Source organism: Vibrio sp. TRT 2004, from assembly GCF_050113735.1.
GTDB lineage: Bacteria > Pseudomonadota > Gammaproteobacteria > Enterobacterales > Vibrionaceae > Vibrio.
In genome coordinates this window covers 12,617-32,651 of sequence record NZ_JBNJOH010000034.1, presented here as the reverse complement: position 1 = coordinate 32,651, position 20,035 = coordinate 12,617, and the positions used below count along the sequence as shown (strand labels likewise).

Here is a 20,035-nt window from a genome sequence, read left to right as displayed (position 1 = left end):
TCATGCCCCTTTTACTTTATTGTTTAGTTGGTGAAAAGTACCGTAGAACCGTGACTTAAGCTAGTCAGAAGTAATGTTTTATCATTCACAATATCGATACGGCGACTTTGCTGTGCGTCCATTTTAAACAGCTGAGTAATCAGACTTAGCTGATCTTCGGTAAAGTCTTTACTTTGCGCCGAAGAGACATCTTTAAACTCGGTCGGAGAGACGAGTAAGTAGTTATCGCTGATGTCCCAATGGCCTGTCTCTGAAATGTTGATAATGCTTTCATTTTCAGTGTCGTTACCATAGAGACGTACTGTCGCTACACGAATATAAGTATTGTTTGGTAGATACTTAACGTTAGAGACGACATTCGCTTTACGTAAAGGACCCACTGAGTCATCGGGAATCTTTGCCGCGATAACAGTAACCATTTTTGACTGCCACTCATTTGAAGTTAGCACTTGCTCTACTTTGAGGTCACTTCCCCAGTAAAGCCAACCACTAAATACCGCTGACAGAATAAGTAGGCCTGCTGCAATTTTCTGATTCATCTTGGTGGTTCCTATTGGCAAACTTTACTGAGATCTTGTTGCTCAGCGAAGATACGTAATGTCACGTTCTCGCCTGAGTTATCCAGAGAATGAATGTAGTTGAGAACCAACTGATTATTCTGACCACCTGTGGCAATGACTTCGACTGGCGCAAGCTCGTTAGTATGTGTTTCATTGTACTTTTTCACACATTGCTCAATTGACGGGTACCAGCGACTTAAATCAGGATGATTGAGTGGCGTTTTAACCGGAGTATTGTCATAAACAGCAAGTTGACGGAATTTTGATTCACTCGGGTTAGTAAATAAAACAACGCACAGTGGCAGTAGCAGAGCGAGTGCGACCAACACCTTAGCCATTAAGCTTGAAGACTTCGTTACTTCAGGCGCTGGAATAGGTGCTTCTAATTGAGGTTCTGTAGAAAGAAGCTCAGTATCAATTACAGGTTCAGAAGCATGCTGAAGAGGTATTTCTACGTCTTCCATTGCAACAGCAGGCTGTTCAACTTCGTTAACACCACTCATCAATGGTGTTGTACGTTCTACCGAGCAGATTAGCTGGTAACCGCGTTTTGGCACCGTTTTAACGAACATTGGTGACTTTGTTGAGTCTTTGAGAAGCTTACGTAGTGTAGAAATGGCTTGCGTTAGGCTTGAATCATCGACTTCGAAGCCTTGTTTACGCCATACGAAATCGTGTAAATCATTACGCGAGACGATTTCACTCGGTTTTTCACAAAGTAAAAGAAGAATCCGGCTTTCGTTGCTCCCTAAACGAATCAGTTCGTTTTCGCATTCCTTGTCTGTGAGGGAGTTTGTATTGGGATCAAAAGTAAATCTGTTCGCAAGATTAAACTTAGTACCTATATTACTCATTAATGATGGCCATTTAATTTAAGTTTCAGACAGTTATTCAAGTAAGGCGCTTTCTAAGACTAGTCCAAAATTACTCTAGTTTAGATTTTTTGATTTTTAGAGAGTGCAAGGATAGTAAAGATTGAGATAAAAAAACACTGTTTTTATGATTCTTGACCTTGAATTTACATTTATCACCCTCATGTTAACTGACAGATTTGGGCCAAATTACTCTTTTTTTGATTAGGGTAGTGGCTTGATAACTAAAGAACTTATGGAGTTATCATGAGCGAAACAGTAACACAAAACAAAGAAACTCGCGGTTTTCAGTCTGAGGTAAAACAATTACTTCATTTGATGATTCATTCTCTTTATTCAAACAAAGAGATTTTCCTTCGCGAGCTGATTTCTAATGCGTCTGACGCTTCTGACAAACTGCGCTTTCAAGCACTGTCAAATCCAGACTTGTACCAAGGTGACGCTGAACTTGGCGTAAAACTTTCCTTTAATGAAGAAGCGAATACCTTAACGATCTCAGACAACGGTATTGGTATGAGCCGTGAGGATGTCATCGAGCATCTGGGCACCATCGCGAAATCTGGCACAGCGGAGTTTTTCTCTAAGCTATCAGAAGATCAATCGAAAGACTCTCAGTTAATTGGTCAATTCGGTGTCGGCTTTTACTCTGCATTCATCGTTGCTGATGCCGTCACGGTTCGCACTCGCGCAGCTGGCCTAGCGAGTGACCAAGCCGTTCAATGGCACTCAGCGGGTGAAGGTGAGTACACCATCGAAAACATCACCAAAGAAACTCGCGGTACAGATGTCGTTCTTCATATGCGAGAAGAAGGTAAAGAGTTCCTAAACGAATGGCGTCTGCGTGAAGTGATCAGCAAGTATTCCGATCACATTGGTATTCCTGTTGCGATTCAAACGTCAGTTCGTGATGATGAAGGTAAAGAAACAGGTGAGAAAAAATGGGAGCAGATCAATAAGGCTCAAGCACTTTGGACTCGCAATAAATCCGATATTTCTGAAGAAGAGTATCAAGAGTTCTACAAGCACGTTTCTCACGATTTTGCCGATCCTCTAACATGGAGCCACAACCGTGTTGAGGGTAAAAACGACTACACCAGCTTACTTTATATCCCTGCGAAAGCACCTTGGGATATGATGAACCGTGACCACAAGTCTGGTCTGAAATTGTATGTACAGCGCGTATTCATTATGGATGACGCAGAGCAGTTTATGCCATCGTACCTACGTTTCGTACGCGGCCTGATAGACTCCAACGATCTGCCACTCAACGTATCGCGTGAAATCCTACAAGACAACAAAGTGACTCAGTCTCTGCGCAATGCTTGTACTAAGCGTGTTCTAACGATGCTAGAGCGCATGGCTAAGAATGATGAAGAAAAGTATCAATCATTCTGGAAAGAGTTTGGCTTGGTCCTAAAAGAAGGCCCAGCAGAAGACTTCAGCAATAAGGAAAAAATTGCGGCCTTGTTGCGTTTTGCTTCGACGGAGGTGGACTCTTCTGAACAGACTGTTAGCCTTGCGTCATACGTTGAGCGCATGAAAGAAGGCCAAGATAAGATCTACTACTTAACAGCGGATAGTTATGCAGCGGCTAAGAATAGCCCACACTTAGAACAGTTCCGTTCTAAAGGCATCGAAGTCATTCTAATGTTTGACCGTATTGATGAGTGGCTGATGAACTACCTCACCGAATTTGATGGTAAACAGTTCCAGTCGATCACAAAGGCGGGGCTAGATCTTAGCAAGTTTGAAGATGAAGCTGAGAAAGAGAAACACAAAGAAACCGAAGAAGAGTTCAAGTCAGTCGTTGAACGTACTAAAGAGTACTTAGGTGATCGTGTTAAGGAGGTTCGTACCACCTTTAAGCTAGCAACAACGCCAGCCGTTGTAGTGACTGACGACTTTGAAATGGGTACGCAGATGGCCAAACTGCTGGAAGCCGCAGGTCAAGCTGCGCCAGAAGTGAAGTACATCTTCGAAATTAACCCTGAACATACCTTGGTTAAGCGTATGGCTGATGAAGCAGACGAAGAAGCCTTTGGCCGTTGGGTTGAACTTCTACTTGGTCAAGCGATGTTAGCTGAGCGTGGCTCAATGGAAGATCCATCTCAATTCTTAGGTGCAATTAATGCGCTTTTGACTAAGGGCTAATAGCTGAAAATTGGTAAAAAGCTCGCATCTTGCGGGCTTTTTAGCTTAATTGCTTTAATTGTGAATGAAGCGCGTTAAATAAGCGGCAAATGTGAGTGTTTAAGCATTCTTTAGTCGTAATTCGCGCTTTGGTTTTAAATTGTATGATAGAATGCATTCTTGAAACCAAACGAGCGGGCGTGTAATGTGCACGCCTGTTTTATTGTTAACTTGTAATAACAGTTATACCGAAACTTACCGTGAGCTAAGGCTGTGTGATTTACGACACCATAGTGAGCTTCGGTATAAATCATCATTATCTTAAGAGGATTCAACATGCGCATCATTCTTCTAGGTGCTCCAGGTGCAGGTAAAGGCACACAAGCAAATTTCATCATGGAAAAATACGGTGTTCCGCAAATCTCTACTGGTGACATGCTACGTGCTGCTATCAAAGCAGGTACAGAGCTTGGTAAGCAAGCTAAAGCTGTTATTGACGCTGGTCAGCTAGTTTCTGATGAAATCATCCTTGGTCTAATCAAAGAGCGCATCGCTCAAGATGACTGCGAAAAAGGTTTCCTACTAGATGGCTTCCCACGCACTATTCCTCAGGCTGATGGTCTAAAAGAAATGGGTGTAGCGGTCGATTACGTTATCGAATTTGACGTTGCTGATGACGTGATTGTAGAGCGTATGGCTGGCCGTCGTGCTCACCTTGCTTCTGGCCGTACTTACCACGTTGTTTACAACCCGCCTAAAGTTGAAGGTAAAGATGACGTAACGGGTGAAGACCTTGTTGTTCGTGACGACGACAAAGAAGAGACAGTACGTGCTCGTCTTGGTGTCTACCATGATCAAACTGCGCCACTAATCGAGTACTACGGTAAAGAAGCAGAAGCGGGTAACACTAAATACCTTAAATTCGATGGTACTAAGCAAGTTGCTGAAGTCAGTGCTGATATCGAGAAAGCGCTAGCATAAATAGCTAACAGCGAATTTTGAAAATTTGTTATAGTTAAAGCGACCCAAGTTGGGTCGCTTTTTTTATGTTTATTCGTTGATCTATCAAGATCTTATTTACGTAAATATCCCTTTTAGGATTGATAGGAAGCTATGCAAAACAATAAGAGACAAGGTGTATTATTGGTCAACCTTGGTACCCCTGATGAAGCAACGTCCCCTGCAGTAAAGCAGTTTTTGGGTCAGTTCCTCCATGACAAACGAGTGGTCGATATGACTCGCTGGTTATGGTGTCCAATTTTGCATGGTGTTATCTTGCCTGTTCGCGCACCTAAAGTAGCCAAGTTGTATCAGTCAGTTTGGATGGAGCAGGGCTCACCGTTAATGGTCTATTCGAAAAGACAAGCAGAGAAGCTAAAAACTTCAATTGATATGCCTGTTGAAATTGGTATGACGTATGGCAACCCGAGCTTGCAAACAGGTTTGGAAGCTCTACTTGAGCAAGGTGTTGAACAGGTGATTGTCCTGCCTTTATACCCTCAGTATTCAGGTACAACGACGGCGGCAGTCTCGGATGGATTGACCAAAGCATTTAAAAAGATGCCCGTTGTACCAAGTTATCGCTTCATTCGTGATTATCATGATCATCCTTTGTACATCAAAGCGTTGGCAGAGAGCGTAAAACGTTCTTGGCAAGAGAACGGCAAAGGTGACTATCTGCTGTGTTCTTACCATGGAATTCCTAAGCGCTATGCGGATAATGGTGATATCTACCCACAGCATTGCGATGTCACCACGACGCTACTTGCACGTGAGTTAGGATTAGCACCCAATCAAATCGGTATGACCTATCAGTCTCGTTTTGGTCGTGAAGAGTGGCTACAGCCCTATACGGACAAGACCTTGGAAACACTACCGAGTAAAGGGATTAAAAAGCTCGATATTCTTGCGCCTGCATTTTCTGTCGATTGTTTGGAAACACTGGAAGAACTGGCTGAGCAGTGTTGTGAGATTTTCACCGAGAATGGTGGTGAAACATTTACCTATATTCCTTGCCTCAATGACGATGACTTGCATATTGAGATGATGACGCAATTAGTTACTCAAGGTTAATGCGCGCTAACTGATTCTAAAAGGGCTGCCGGTGGCAGCTTTTTTTGTGCATCCTATACTGGGCTTTGCCATCTATGCGCCATCTAAAGGCGAGCAAAATCGTTCCACTGCCTGCCAAAGAATGCTGTCTGGCATTTGGATATAGTCAATGTTTGAGAGCGCATTTTTCCATAAATCTAAGCAGGCAGCCGGCCTGTTTTCACTCGTATAGTGAGCCAAAACTTGCTTGGCAGGTACACTACTTGTTAGAGCCGCTGTTGCCTTTAGGTAGTTGCTCAAGTATTCATCTATGTTACGTTTTTTACGGCTAATATTTGCTTGAAGCAACAAGATCAAAGCGTTGCTCGGTATTTCCGCTACATACTCTCTTTGCAGCATCTGTAGGCTTTTTTCAATGTCTCCAGCGCGATAAGTGAGTAATGCTAGTAGCATATGTAATTCTGGAGACGGTGTTAGCGTGGTTTGTTTTACTTTATTGATCCACTTTCTCAGAGCGTCTGGCGACTGGGCACTGAACAGTAATTCTCGAGTATAGAAACTGATTTCAGCTCCGCTCATCGGCTGATCTGCCAGGCGGTCAAAATCACTATCAGTAATTTGACTAAGACTGGTTTGTAGCTTGTGTTCGATCTGCATAATTGGCGTCGGTAGCTTGAAATACTCAGTTAAATCAGCATTGATTTTATTGACCGTCTCCAACAGGTTGTTGGTCTTCAACGTATATAGATTTCGCCATGCGACACGTGCAGAAACCGAATGATTCAGGATGACTTCCAGTTTATCGCTGACGCCTTTGTCCTTTACCAGGTTAAAAGTGAGTTTGTAATCGGAATCATTCAGGGCATCTGAACCAGGAAAATGATGATATTCGCTTAGACTCATTAAGTAGTAGCTTGGTGAGCGCATGTTCGCCAAATGGATGTAGGGAGAATGGCTGTATGCATGGAGAAAAAGCACTTTGAGTTTAAGTGCCTCGTGCTGAGTAGATGGCTGCGAATAAGATATCTGATCAAGTAACAGACGTACTTGAGGAACGTATAAAGCTTGACCTTTTGACTCAACTTTTACATCAAAGTAAGTATTCACTAGGGTTGCGAGGCCAACCACACAAGCGAGAATAACAGCGGTGCAGGCAGTCACCCTCTTTGACGGTTTGGAGTGTCTCTTGTTTGCCTCTTTCAGAGGCGAAAGAGTGTGTGACTTCTCTATTAGTTGAACATGGCAATTTGGGATGTAATAACCACGTTTAGGGTAGGTCACAATTAGCTTGGTTGAATCGATGTCAGGGAGATTTTCTCTGAACAAGTTACGCAATAGACTGATGCGATTAGTGACGACATTTTTAGAAATATACTGATTGCCCCACACCTGATCGATGAATTGTTCGATGGACGTTGGTTCACCAACATTAGCTAACAAGACTTCTAATAGCGCAACATTGCGTGGTTCCAAAGCAATTTCTTGCTGGTTATTTGTCAGCGTTTTATCAATAGGGTCATAGATTAGGTCGGCTATAGCGATGCTTTTACCGCTTTGTTTAGCCTGATCGAGAAGATTCATAGAGGTATTTGGGGAACAAAAAAACGCCGATCATTCTACTAAAATATTCCTGAGACTTATAGATTCCTAGCTAACTTAGTTTCTCTGTATCAATAATGAGAAACTCGGGGCGTCAGGGGTAACGCCCCGAGTTTTACAACGATTAGAATTTGTAAGTCGCGTTGATATAGCCTTGGTTAGAAGAGCTGAACTTAGCCAGTGGTTCGTCGCTCACTTTATGCTCGTTACCTGCGTAGTAGTTGAAACGGTAGCCTGCTTCCATACCAAAATGGTCGGTGAACATATAGCCTAAGCCTGCGTTAAGACCGTAAGTTAGTCCTGAGTTTTTGCTAGTCGTCGTACCCGTGCCAAAGCCAGAGATAGTCACACTTGTCTCTAGCTCACTTTGGTAAAAGCCCAGAGAGCCGCCAGCCAGAACGTAAAATCTCTTGTCGATGTGGTAAACATAATCTGAACCCACACCGAATTGGTAGCCTTCTAAATTGAACTTCACTTGATCATTTTCGATTGGATCGGTAGTGGTTAGCTCGTTTTCGCCGTTGTATTGTAGGTAACCGTAGACACGTACGTTGTCGTTTACGTAGCTGCCTGCTTTGATAGCGAATGAGCCTGCATTATCAAGTTTGTCGGCGATCATTTTATCTTCTGCTTCCGTGACAGATGTGTTGTATGAACCCTTTGCAAGCTCTATAGCTACGTATGGAGTGTTAGCGAAAGTTGGTAAAGAAACGATAGCAGCAGTAGCTACGACAATTAGGTGTTTACGCATAATTCTTCTCAATTCTATCTGGTAGTTAAGTGGTGAACTCTGCATCTTAATTTGGTTGTGGTGATGCAGATGAGTCAGGATGAGCGCCAAACTGTTGGGCGTCAGTTAACTGAAGAGGAAGTTATCTGAGGATGAGAAATAATGCGAAAAACAAAACTACACGTAGTTAAATTTGATGTTAATTTAGATCTAAATTGATGATTTTATTGAAAGTAACTGGCGCTCAAACATGTGGAGAACACGTTTAAGCGCCGTTGATATGATCTCAACAGATTTGGTTATTTGTTGCCTTTATAGTGTCGGTACTCAAATACCTGACCTTTTTCGTTGAACGCGTAGACTGAATATTCGTCTTTTTCATTGCCATATTCCATGCCTGGAGAACCCATTGGCATGCCCGGAACAGCAAGTCCTTTCGCATTGCGTGGTGGGTTTTCAAGGAAAGCTTGAATGTCTTCCGCTGGAATATGACCTTCGAATACGTAGCCATTAATTTCTGCTGTATGACAAGAAGCAAGTTCAGGTGTAATCCCCAACGTTTGCTTAATAGGATTCATGTTTTCGTGTAACTTCTCTTCAACTGTAAAGCCTGCATCTTGCATATGTTTCGTCCACTCAGTACAACAGCCACAGTATGGTGATTTATGGTTGAGTACATCGGTCGCTAATGCGTGACCAGAAATCAGAGTCAGTGTTGCTAGGGCAAAAAATTTACGTTTCATAATAACCTCTACGAGCTTTTAAAAAGTCTTAAACGATTAGCGTTGCTTACTACGGTAATCGAGGAAAGTGCCATCGCTGCACCTGCAATAACAGGGCTAAGCAAAAAGCCAAAGCTGGGATAAAGAATACCTGCGGCAATAGGGATACCTAGCGAGTTATAGACGAAGGCCCCAAATAAGTTTTGTTTCATATTACGTACTGTTGCTTTAGAGAGTTCAATCGCTCGAACAACAGACAGTGGTGACGAGTTAAGCAGTGTCATCTGTGCACTCTCGATGGCAATATCGCTGCCTCCCCCCATCGCGATGCCAATATTAGCAAGGGCTAGAGCTGGCGCATCGTTAACGCCATCGCCTATCATTGCAACGCAGTGGCCTTGACTTTGTAAATCAGCAATATGGCCTGCTTTCTCATCTGGCAACACTTGCGAGATTACTTGCTCAATTCCCAGCTGTTGTGCAATGGCTTGTGCGACACTCGAATTATCACCAGTGAGCATAATTGGCGTGATATTGATGGCTTTTAGTGCTTCTACAGCTTGTTTCGCATCGGGCTTTATCGGATCTGCGATGGCGATAACGCCAATCACAGTTGAGTTTTCAGCGACAATAATCGGTGTCCAAGCGTTGTTTAGATATTGTTGAAGTTCACGATCAACCTCATCTAAACGCCATACTTGCTCACGCGCATAAGCCAGTGAGGTAACGGCAATAGATTGTTGTTCTACTTTTGCAAGCACTCCCTGACCGCGGCGGTTTTCAAATTCCGATACCTCGAACAGTGGTAGAGACTGCTGATGAGCCTGTTGAACAATCGCTTTAGCAAGTGGATGTTCTGACTGTTGTTCTATTGAAGCTGTGAGCGTTAGCAACTGGTCACTATGACCATTGACTGCGTAGATGCTTTGAACATTTGGCTTGCCCTGAGTCAAGGTGCCTGTTTTGTCAAAGACCACCGTATCTATTTTGCCTGCTGACTGCAAAACGTCGGCATCTTTAATCAAGATCCCCATCTCGGCCGCTTTACCAATACCAACCGTTACAGATAGCGGGGTCGCCAACCCTAATGCGCATGGACACGCAATAATAAGAACGGTAGTAGTGACAATGAGCATGTAGCTGGCTTTAGGTTCCGGACCCACCATAAACCAGACCAATGCAGATAGGAGAGCAATTGCTACTACAACTGGAACGAAAATTGAAGAAATTTGGTCTGCGAGTTTAGCGATAGCTGGTTTGCTACTTTGAGCCTCGCGGACCATAGTGATGATGCGCGACAACATGGTGTCGCTACCTACACTTGAAGCGCGAATGATTAAACTACCATCCTGATTAATGGTTCCTGCGGATACAGAATCCCCAACTTGCTTATTCACTGGTATTGGCTCGCCAGTCAACATTGACTCGTCTAGATAAGATTCACCATACTCAACGATGCCATCAACAGGTATTTTTTCACCGGGTTTCACCCGCAGTCTCATTCCCAGGCTAATTTCGTCGATGGTGATGTCTCGATCGCCTTGTTCCGTCACCAGAGTCGCCACCTGAGGCTGAAGATTAATCAGAGCCTGAAGTGAGCGGGTGGTATTCGCCTTAGCTTTGGCTTCTATATAGTGACCAAGCGATATCAGGCCAATAATCATTGCGCTTGCTTCGAAGTAGACGTGTCTAGATGCGGCAGGAAACCAGTTGGGGAAAGTGACCACTAACATTGAGAATAACCAAGCTGCACCTGTCCCTAGGGCGACTAAGGTATCCATTGTCGCTCGTTTGTGAGTGAGCGCTTGCCATGCGTTAGTGAAAAATGTTTTTCCTGCTGTCGCAAGTAGCCATAAACAGATAACACCAATGATGCCCCAAGCGATTTGGTCTGCGCTATTGCGAATCATCATATTACCGCCTGCGATTCCCCACAGCATGAGTGGTGCACCGATCATCAAACCTAACCAAGCACTTTTCTTATGGTGGGTTTGAACTGCTCGCTGCAATTCGAGTTGTTTTTGCTGCTGGTTTTGAGGATCGTCAATCAGTTGGGCTTGATAACCAGATTGAGAGACAGAGCGTAATAGCTGAGTCTCGATCTCCTCAATGGGTTGGTTGGAAAAAATAACTGCGCTTTGTTCAGCAAGATTGACTTGAGCTTTTTCTACGCCTTTTACTGAAATTAAGGCTTTCTCGACCGAAGAGACACAACTGGCACAAGTCATACCCGATATAAGAAGGTGCGCCGAGTGTTTAATGGGTAATGGTTGCTCTCTCTCTATAGGGGCGGCGATTTCTTCGTCAGCGGGTACAGCTTCCACTTGCGGGGAGAATGGACTTGCTTGATAACCCAATGACTCAATCAATTGGATGACTTCTTGTTGTGAGTGAAGCGATACAAGCTCTAGCTCTGTTTTCGATACACGAAAGGATCCATTGAGTGGTGACCGCTCAAGCGCTTGTTCCAACTTAGCAACACATTTACCGCAATTGAGTCCAGTTAAGAACAAGTGATGTTTGTGGCCTGCCTGATAGCCTAGCTTCTCAATTGAATCTGCAAGTGCGGCAAAAGAACTGCCTGTCTCTAAAGAGATGTGAGTGGGAGACAACTGATCAATGCTGACTTGGTGTTCTGCCGTAATTGCTCGCTCCACTTTTCTAGCACAGCCCATACAGTTTAAGCCAGAGAGTGGGATATCAAACTTAGTCATAACATCACCTTAATTATTCAACTGTGGCTAAGCGTAAACCTTACCGCAAGGGTAAGGTCAAGTATTTAAATAAAACGTCAAAATCACCGATTGCCGTGAATTAGTGGGCAGGAAGCATGCGAGACAATTCAAACTTTTTATTTTGGAAATATAAAGTTCCGTAAATAGATAAAAAATCACAGTGATCTCGTCAGCAGATTTGGCGAACAAGCGCTCCATGTATGCAACGCGTAAGCAGTATTGACGTTTATGTTTATTGAGGTTGCCCTTTAACTTATTGATTTAAATTGATTTGCTTAATTTTATAATTTTCTGATTTGAAGCTGGTCAGATTATCTTTTCATTCTTTTTTCGTCGCGAAAAAAGTTTGCCACCATGACCCCGTCCATAAATAGTTCCCTTCAAAACAACCAGTTAGTTTTGTGTGAGGGGAACAAGGAAAAATTCAAATAAATAGGGGTTAATCTTATGTCTCACTTTAAAAAGACTCTTCTTGGCGCAGCAATCGCCGCAACTACCATGGCCGCTGGTACTGCTAACGCGTATATGCTAGGCGATCCGAATGACGCTAACGTAGAGGTTTACGGCGTTGTGTCTATCTCTGCTGTAGATTACGGCGCGTCTAATGCAACTGGTCCAGATGATGGTTGGGCGCTTGAAAATGAAACTCGCATCGGTTTCCGCGCGGCTAAAGCAATGACAGATAACGTAACTGCGTTTGCTCAAGTTGAGTCAGGTTGGGTATTGGACTACGGTGCCGATTTAGGTAACCGCGATACTTTCGTTGGTCTGCGCGGCGATGATTGGGGTCAGGTTCGTTTTGGTCGTATGTTGACACCGTTATATGAACTTGTTGACTGGCCATACTCAGCATCTAACCTAGGTCGTACTTTTGACCGCGCATGGCGCAGCGGCGAACGTTACCACTTTGACCGTAAGAGCCAAATGGCACGCTACGATTCACCAATGTTTGGTGAGATGGTTAAATTCAGCCTAGCGGGTGGTAATGGCAGTGAAAACCACGAAGATTCTAACTTCTTCGGTGGTTCTATCACAGTGGCGCCAGTTGATATGCTAACGTTACATGCAGCGTTTGAAACGGCTAAAGGTACAGTATTTGAAAGTGCTACCGAAAACGTGTTTGATACAAACAATGCAACACCAGGTAACCCTCTAGATATTAAAGAACTAGGGAAAGCGGCTTCTGTCGGTGATACGGATTCATACTTTGTAGGCTTCGAACTTCGTCCAATGGACAACTTTAATATCCTTGGTGCATATAAAACGGGTTCGTACGACTCAACTAACGGTGGCGGTGACTACGGTTACACCAAACGTGAAATCGACGCTTACTCGATTCAAGCGAACTACTTCTTTGGTAACGCAAACATTCGTGTTGGTTACGCAGACCAAAGTGGTAAGCAAGATGGCGTAGACAACAAAGATATGGATTCAACCTCTATCAGTGGTGAATTGGGTTACTCATTTAGTTCGGTATACACCTTTGTTCGTTTAACTCAACAAGATGACTCTACGTACGATGATGACCTAATGGTTCGTATCGGTACTGAGTGGACATTCTAATAAATACATTATGACCCGGCGGACAGTTTGTCCGCCTTTTTCCGCTTGTAACCGTGAGGAAGAGAGAATGAAAAAAATCATTGCAGCGGCCATTGTGCTTTTGATGTGTAGTATGGCTCATGCTCAAGTGACGATTCACACCGATAGCCGAATAGAGATTCTAGCGGTAAATCAACAGCTCAATCAGATACCAAAAAAGGCTAAGGGGGATCTGAAAATAGCTAATGGTCACAATCAGATATTGCTACGAGTCACGGCAATGGTTGATGGCAATGGTGGCAAGAAGAAGTTCAACTCTCATCCAATGGTGGTCACATTTGACGCACAGAACGAAACTCTATTGTTTGAAACGCCTTTCGCGATTCGAGATCAGCGTGGGGTAAGTAAGTTTGAAAAGAGTCCAACAGTTAAAGTTACCAGTAATGGACAATCAGTGCAGATCGTGATGGATCAGATTGTGAATCAGTCTTTTGCGTTGATTCACGATTACGACGCGATGCTGAACGACTACAACTTGGCTGGTGGTATTGCGGCGATATCTGTTACACCTACTGAGCCAAACATTAAGGCAAGTTCCGCGTCAGTGGCGTCTGTCAACGTGGATCAAAAAGTGCAATCGAAGTTGATCCAGCGTGATTTTCTCTCTATGACGCCATCAGAGCGCCAAGAGTTTATCTCTTGGGCGGTAAAACATATTAACGATTGATTGTAGATTTGCATATCGGTGCTAAAATAACGCGCAATTTTAGCACCATCGCACATATTGAAGGCGTGGTGCAGTCATTCAGACAATCAAGGTATTTTACATGACGGTTAAAACTCGTTTTGCTCCTAGCCCAACAGGCTACCTACACGTTGGTGGTGCGCGTACTGCACTTTACTCTTGGCTATACGCTAAAAACCAAGGTGGTGAATTCGTACTGCGTATTGAAGATACGGATCTTGAGCGTAACTCGCAAGAAGCAGTAGACGCGATTCTAGAAGGTATGAAATGGCTAGGTCTTGAGTGGAATGAAGGGCCTTACTTCCAAACTCAGCGTTTTGATCGTTACAACGAGATGGTTGATAAACTGCTGGCTGAAGACAAAGCATACAAGTGTTACGCATCGAAAGAGTTGCTAGATGAAATTCGTGCAGAACAAGAAGCGAACAAAGAAATGCCTCGTTACGATGCTGAACACCCTAAGATTAAAGCAGCAAACGATGCAGCTAAAGATGGCGATCCATGCGTTATCCGTTTCCGTAACCCTAAGGAAGGCAGTGTGGTATTCGATGACCAAATTCGTGGCCGTATCGAAATTCGCAACAGCCAGATGGATGATCTAATTATTCGTCGTACTGACGGCTCACCAACATACAACTTCTGTGTTGTGGTTGATGACTGGGATATGGGCATTACTCATGTTGTTCGTGGTGAAGACCATATCAACAACACGCCTCGTCAAATCAATATCTATGAAGCACTAGGTGCACCAGTACCTACTTTTGCTCACTGTGCAATGATTCTTGGCGATGACGGTGCGAAACTGTCTAAGCGTCATGGCGCTGTATCAGTAATGCAATATCGTGACATGGGTTACTTACCAGCGGCACTAAACAACTACCTGGTACGTCTTGGCTGGTCTCACGGTGACCAGGAGATCTTCTCTGAACAAGAGATGATCAACCTATTCAGCCTAAACGCAGTGTCTAAGTCAGCGTCTGCGTTCAACACAGATAAACTACAATGGTTGAACAACCACTACATTAAGACTTCAGAACCTGAGTATGTTGCAGAGCACCTACAATGGCATCTTGATGAGCAGAAATTAGATGTGACTAACGGTCCTGCTATTACTGAAGTAATTAAGCTTGTTGGTGAACGTTGCAATACGCTTGTTGAACTAGCAGAACAGATTCGCTACTTCTATGAAGACTTCTCTGAATTTGAAGCGGGTGCGGCGAAAAAGCATCTACGTGGTGTAGCGAAAGAGCCACTAGAGCTAGCACTAGCAAAAGCAGAAGCTTTAACAGAGTGGACGACGGAAAGCATTAAAGATGGTGTTATTGCCGCTGTTTGTGAAGAGCTTGAAATTGGTATGGGTAAAATTGGTATGCCACTACGTGTAGCGGTGACGGGTGGTGGTCAGTCTCCATCGGTAGATGCAGTTATGGCTCTTATCGGTAAAGAGCGTTGTGTTGCTCGTATCAAAATGGCATTGGCATACATCGCAGAGCGCGAAGCCAACGCGTAATGGTTATTGCCAGTTCGAAAACCGCAGCACTACGCTGCGGTTTTTTTTGTCTCTAGTAAAGACCAGAGCGAGAGACGTGAGAGAGTACTTACAATATATTTTCTCGTTATTGAGAATTTGTTTTTTGTTCCCTAGTTGACTGAATTTTATTGGAGAAATTCATACATACACCAATCCCTTATCCTAACTAGCTTTACGTGGACTCGTGTTTTTTTTCGGATTATTTCCTAACAGTTCGCTGACAAAATCCCACTTTGAATGTTAGGAAATGTGTATATAGTTCGCTGAGTTCGCTTACGGATCTAGATGTTTATGCCGTGAGTATTGGTTTAGTCAAAATAAAATGATGAATCGTGTTCTGTTTCCATTTGGGCTTTGCTAAGGGTAAATGGAAATGTGCACTAAGGCTAAACAACTTTCAGATTTGAGGAATAAAACACCATGAAAAAATTAGCAGCGGTAATTTCAGCATCACTTCTTCTTGCATCAGCGCCTTCACTGGCAGAGCTTTATGTCGGTGGTAAAGTAGGTAAATCTTGGTTGGATGATGCATGCACAACAGCGACAGCAAATTGTGATGATGAAGCTTCAACAGCAGGTGCATTCATCGGTTACGAAATGTGGGACTTTCTATCAATCGAAGGTGGTTACGACTACCTAGGTAAGTTTACAACTGATGGTCTTAATGACGATAAAGTTGAAGCATTTACGCTAGCTCCAAAGTTAAACCTACCGATTACTGACGATATCTCACTTTACGGTAAATTTGGTGGTGCATACGTCAAATATGGCAACAAAGAAGATGCTTCATACATGGGTGCCGCAGGTGTTGAATTTGACTCACATAAGAACGTGACTGTGCGAGTTGAATACCAAACCATTACTGATGCAAACAATGAGCAGGTTCGTGCGATGGGTAATAGTGCGACACTAGGCGTAGTTTACAAGTTTGGTAGCAATGAAGAAGCTGCACCAGTTGTTGTCGTAGAAGAAGAGATGGTTGAAGAAGTCGTTGAAGAGACTCCAGCAGAGCCTGTTGTTGAGACTAAGACGTTTGAGACTCAGCTACTAGGCACAGGTAGTTTTGAACTAAATAGTACAAAGCTAAACCAACAGAGCGCCTCTCAACTGGATGAGCTGGTAGAGTTCCTTAATACTTACCCACAAGCGAAAGTAGAAGTGATTGGTTACACTGATTCATCTGGTGCGGCTGAGTACAACCAAGTGGTATCAGAGAAGCGTGCAGAGTCTGTAGCGTCTACTCTTGAGCAAAAAGGTATTGATGCGTCTCGTATTACCGTTCGTGGTGAAGGTGAGAATAACCCAATTGCATCAAATGACACTCGTGAGGGTCGTCAGCAAAACCGCCGTGTTGAAGTGATCGTCCCTAGCTTTGAGTACCAAGTTCAGCAGTAATAATTAAAATAACAACGTTAGTAATTGAGCCCCAACCCCATGGTTGGGGCTTTGTCTTATATATGAGAAAGAAAAAGCACCTATAATTCCACTGTTATATTGTTTGCATATCGATACTTATTAGGTGTGCGGTAATGCCAATGTGCTTATCAATAGGTTTCCGGTTTAGAGAAATAAGTAAGCATGTGATTGATGAGGGAGTTCTCATGAAAAAGTTTGCAGTGGTTATGTCGGGGGCATTGTTACTAGCGTCAGCAAGTGCAAGTGCAGAGTTTTATCTAGGGGGTAAAGTTGGAAAGTCATGGCTGGATGATGCGTGTACTGCGCTAACAAATGACTGTGATGACGATTCAATGACAGCCGGTGTGATAGCGGGTTATGAATTTTTCGACTTTCTGTCACTAGAAGCAGGTTATGACTACCTTGGTGAGTTTACTGCCGATGGCTTAGCTGATGAAAAGGTTAAGGCTTTTACTTTTGCTCCAAAACTGAATTTACCACTGACTGAGGATGTGTCTCTGTACGGTAAACTTGGTGGTGCTCGCGTCGAGTACGGTAATAAAGATGATAATTCGTACCTAGGAGCCATTGGTGTAGAAATTCAGTCAGATAATAATTTTGCTGTACGTATTGAGTACCAGCGTCTGACCGATGTGAACAATGATTTGGTTAAAGCTGCAGTGAACAGTGCGACACTTGGTCTTGTCTACAAATTTGGTGCCAATGAATCACAACCTGAAGAAGCGGTTGTTATCGAAGAGACAGTGACGGAAGAGGTTGTTGTCACGCCTGTAGTTAAGACTTTCGAAACAAAACTGGTCGATTCAGGCAGTTTTGAGCTAAATAGCACCAAACTAAAACCAGAAAGCCAATCAACTCTTGATGAACTGGTGGCGTTTATGAACCAGTACCCGCAGGCTAATGTCGAGGTGACAGGCTACACCGATTCGACTGGCGCAGCCGCTTACAACCAAACTTTGTCTGAAAAACGAGCTCAATCTGTCGCGGATGTTTTGATCAATGAAGGGATTGAAAGTCGTCGTATCACAGTACGTGGTGAAGGGGAAAATAACCCAATCGCTTCGAACGAAACTCGTGAAGGTCGAGAGCAAAATCGTCGCGTAGAGATTGTTGTACCAGCTTTTGAATACCAACAGTAAGCAGTACCGAGTTATTAAGACTGTATAGGTCATTTGATTGAAAGAGTGATTCTAAAAGAAAGGCCTTGTTGTATAACAAGGCCTTTTATTTTTAAATTACTTAAGATCGATGCTATTCAATCGTCCCATAAACTCGAGAATTTCGAGGTTCTCTTTGTTTGCTTCTAACAGCGCTTTTTTCGTCTTTGTGTAGGCAGCTAAACGGCCATGTTTCTTTATTGAGCAAACGACACTTTTGTAAATTAGTTTGCCGTGCTCATCGTAGTTACGCCATGCCGCAATATAGCACTCATCTTTTGCCGCTGGATTTTCCTTTGTTGGCCGGGGTTTGAAAATTATCTTGGGTTCCAGAGAGTGAGGTAATCGCGTCATCAGGTAAGGATCTTTCAGTAACTTACGCCAAAACTTTCCCCACATTTTACTGCCCAGCTCATTGCGAAGCTTAATGGCCTTCTTCAGTCCTTTCTTTTCACCTATACGAATGTAGCCCACAGAGCGGTGAAGAACTTTGTCGTCCGGAGTGTGGATATGGATTTTATAGGCTGTTTTAGCTTTTGAGATGAAGCGGTGACCAGTGTTCGTCTCTAAGTTACTCTTTTTCATTCTTTCGCTATCGATAACTTTATTAATAAATATTTTAGATGATTGTATTCAAATGTTGAAGGTTTGTTTGTAAGGATGTACGGGTTTCTTATGCTAAAAACAAGGCTGAAATATGAGTGTAGTTTGAATAGTTTCAGCTTGAGTAATGGAAGTGTGTGAAACTTGTCAATTGAATCGACATTGAGACAAGGGCAATCTGCACATCGACAGAATGGGGCTAGTAGTTACTAACTTTCTAGCCCTTTTAAATGTGGCGCTCCCGACAGGATTCGAACCTGTGACCTATCCCTTAGGAGGGGATCGCGCTATCCAGCTGTGCCACGGGAGCGTAACGCTATGATACTGAATTCAATCCAGAAGTTAAGCTCATTGTGGTGGTTTTACAACAGCTTGTGCATTACATCGCCAATCTGGATGCTGCCAGCAAGTTCCGCTTGATCGATGGTGAGTTCTGCTTCGTTCTCATAAACACGTGAGACCGTTAAAGTGATGTCTGTTTCGGTGACTTTGTTACGTGGAAGCCCACGCTGGTCGATAAACGAACCGGTATGCCACAACTGCAATTTATCACCAGGTTCCACACCATGAATTCTACCGAGATCCATGGTAATGGTATTTCCCCATTTGGCGACCACTTCTGGAAGCGTGATTTTACATGACACTTCTGATTCTAAGTCGAGCATGATATTTCGGCTTACTCGAAGCATCATATCTCCGTAAGTAGAAGCCCAAAAACGAGCACTTTTGGTGTCAACTTGGCTGGTTTTAGCGAAAGGCCAGCGTGCGACTTCGCGATAGTTGCGGTTATAAACCTCATTACCTGTCTTACCATCGAATACCGTCATTTCCAGAGCAAACTGACGATTAATAATGTCGTCCTTAATCAGGTTTTGCTCAATGGTTGCGGTTAAATCCGTAATCACTCCGCCGATGATGTACTGTGCGCCAGTATCTTGGGCAATCATTTTAAGGCGTTCTGGGTACTTTTTACTGATTTCATAGTCAGTGGTGCCAACGGAGATAAAGTTGGCTGATTCCTGATCCAGTTGGCGGTTAATAACATTGGCAAAGTCATCACCCACATCATAAATTTGCCCCATGACCGCTTGGCTAGGGGAGGCAAGAGCAATGTTGCCGACCAAAAACGTCTTTTTGTACTGCTCAACGTGGCAACTGGTTGCCGATGGGTAAATGTCTACTCTTGCTCTGACAAACATCACTCCGCGACGTGTCTTTTGCTCTTCAACCAAGATGTAACGTACTTCACTATTCGTGAATTGGTACTCTTTGCGTTCACTTTCCAACAGCGGACGAAGGTTTGCAATGCTGCCTATATCCGCGCCAGAGAATCGGACGGCTTTGTAGAGCGCATCTTCCAACGCATGGATTCTAGCTACCTCTTCGGACGACACGACAGTGGCTGTGCCAGTCACTTCATACCAACCTGCCAACGCTGAATTAGCAATGAGGCTGATGAATACGGTTGAAAAGAGCTTCAGAAGCGATTTTTTCATGTTTGTTTACCAAGTTGGTTCATTTTTTGCTTATTGAATCTTAGCTGATTTAGGCATTGCCTTTCTGAATAGTTGCATAATTAGAAAAGCAAGGAATGTTCCACTTTTAGAAGAGAGCTAAAAGAAACGACATTTTAGGCCTTAA

At 43.6% G+C, this 20,035-nt stretch carries 16 protein-coding genes and 1 tRNA gene; 8 read left to right on the top strand and 9 right to left on the bottom strand.

Translation table 11 applies throughout. From position 1 onward, the window contains the following. Positions 1-23: 23 nt before the first annotated feature. Positions 24-539 carry a regulatory protein ToxS gene (locus ACQEXR_RS13985; protein WP_331426908.1) on the bottom strand — a complete coding sequence of 172 codons (516 nt, stop codon included), beginning with the start codon at positions 537-539 and terminating at the stop codon, positions 24-26. Positions 540-550: 11 nt separating this feature from the next. Then, positions 551-1,414 carry a winged helix-turn-helix domain-containing protein gene (locus ACQEXR_RS13980; protein WP_427020564.1) on the bottom strand — a complete coding sequence of 288 codons (864 nt, stop codon included), beginning with the start codon at positions 1,412-1,414 and terminating at the stop codon, positions 551-553. Between the two features lie 264 nt (positions 1,415-1,678). Here ACQEXR_RS13980 and htpG point away from each other — a divergent pair, with 264 nt between their 5' ends. The 3 genes from htpG to hemH all read left to right on the top strand — a co-directional run bounded on the left by htpG (position 1,679) and on the right by hemH (position 5,635). Continuing rightward, positions 1,679-3,583: a molecular chaperone HtpG gene (gene htpG, locus ACQEXR_RS13975; protein WP_331426910.1), complete on the top strand. Its 1,905-nt coding sequence runs from the start codon at positions 1,679-1,681 to the stop codon at positions 3,581-3,583. 315 nt (positions 3,584-3,898) lie between these two features. Beyond that, a complete protein-coding gene (gene adk, locus ACQEXR_RS13970; protein ID WP_138973371.1) occupies positions 3,899-4,543 on the top strand; it encodes an adenylate kinase in 645 nt (214 codons plus the stop codon). Between the two features lie 132 nt (positions 4,544-4,675). Then, entirely contained in the window at positions 4,676-5,635 is a 960-nt protein-coding gene (gene hemH / locus ACQEXR_RS13965; protein WP_426952457.1) for a ferrochelatase, read from the top strand. Between the two features lie 72 nt (positions 5,636-5,707). Here hemH and ACQEXR_RS13960 read toward each other — a convergent pair whose 3' ends face one another. The 4 genes from ACQEXR_RS13960 to ACQEXR_RS13945 all read right to left on the bottom strand — a co-directional run bounded on the left by ACQEXR_RS13960 (position 5,708) and on the right by ACQEXR_RS13945 (position 11,379). Further along, positions 5,708-7,195: a winged helix-turn-helix domain-containing protein gene (locus ACQEXR_RS13960; RefSeq protein ID WP_427020563.1), complete on the bottom strand. Its 1,488-nt coding sequence runs from the start codon at positions 7,193-7,195 to the stop codon at positions 5,708-5,710. Between the two features lie 142 nt (positions 7,196-7,337). Next, the gene (locus tag ACQEXR_RS13955; protein WP_427020562.1) at positions 7,338-7,964 is read right to left on the bottom strand and encodes an outer membrane beta-barrel protein; all 627 of its coding nucleotides are present in this window, start codon (positions 7,962-7,964) and stop codon (positions 7,338-7,340) included. Positions 7,965-8,242: 278 nt separating this feature from the next. Further along, entirely contained in the window at positions 8,243-8,686 is a 444-nt protein-coding gene (locus tag ACQEXR_RS13950) for a DUF411 domain-containing protein (protein WP_427020561.1), read from the bottom strand. A gap of 8 nt (positions 8,687-8,694) precedes the next feature. Next, positions 8,695-11,379, bottom strand: a complete 2,685-nt coding sequence (locus ACQEXR_RS13945; RefSeq protein ID WP_427020560.1) for a copper-translocating P-type ATPase — start codon at positions 11,377-11,379, stop codon at positions 8,695-8,697. A gap of 468 nt (positions 11,380-11,847) precedes the next feature. Here ACQEXR_RS13945 and ACQEXR_RS13940 point away from each other — a divergent pair, with 468 nt between their 5' ends. From ACQEXR_RS13940 to ACQEXR_RS13920, 5 genes are all read left to right on the top strand, one after another. Then, positions 11,848-12,963 carry a porin gene (locus ACQEXR_RS13940; protein WP_426952465.1) on the top strand — a complete coding sequence of 372 codons (1,116 nt, stop codon included), beginning with the start codon at positions 11,848-11,850 and terminating at the stop codon, positions 12,961-12,963. A gap of 67 nt (positions 12,964-13,030) precedes the next feature. Beyond that, on the top strand, positions 13,031-13,669 hold the full coding sequence (locus ACQEXR_RS13935; protein ID WP_426952466.1) for a DUF2057 family protein: 639 nt from the start codon (positions 13,031-13,033) through the stop codon (positions 13,667-13,669). Between the two features lie 100 nt (positions 13,670-13,769). Beyond that, positions 13,770-15,197, top strand: a complete 1,428-nt coding sequence (gltX, locus tag ACQEXR_RS13930; RefSeq protein WP_427020559.1) for a glutamate--tRNA ligase — start codon at positions 13,770-13,772, stop codon at positions 15,195-15,197. Positions 15,198-15,638: 441 nt separating this feature from the next. Continuing rightward, on the top strand, positions 15,639-16,613 hold the full coding sequence (locus ACQEXR_RS13925; RefSeq protein ID WP_138973364.1) for an OmpA family protein: 975 nt from the start codon (positions 15,639-15,641) through the stop codon (positions 16,611-16,613). A gap of 206 nt (positions 16,614-16,819) precedes the next feature. Next, complete coding sequence (locus tag ACQEXR_RS13920; protein ID WP_427020558.1) at positions 16,820-17,773, top strand: OmpA family protein; 954 nt, start codon at positions 16,820-16,822, stop codon at positions 17,771-17,773. A gap of 96 nt (positions 17,774-17,869) precedes the next feature. On the opposite strand, the gene ACQEXR_RS13915 is transcribed toward ACQEXR_RS13920, so the two are convergent. From ACQEXR_RS13915 to ACQEXR_RS13905, 3 genes are all read right to left on the bottom strand, one after another. Next, positions 17,870-18,376: a Fe3+-citrate ABC transporter substrate-binding protein gene (locus ACQEXR_RS13915; RefSeq protein ID WP_331416054.1), complete on the bottom strand. Its 507-nt coding sequence runs from the start codon at positions 18,374-18,376 to the stop codon at positions 17,870-17,872. A gap of 251 nt (positions 18,377-18,627) precedes the next feature. Further along, positions 18,628-18,704, bottom strand: a tRNA-Arg gene (locus tag ACQEXR_RS13910). A gap of 52 nt (positions 18,705-18,756) precedes the next feature. After that, positions 18,757-19,890 (bottom strand): flagellar assembly protein FlgT, encoded by a 1,134-nt coding sequence (locus tag ACQEXR_RS13905; protein ID WP_138971537.1) that lies wholly within the window; start codon positions 19,888-19,890, stop codon positions 18,757-18,759. Positions 19,891-20,035: the final 145 nt, after the last annotated feature.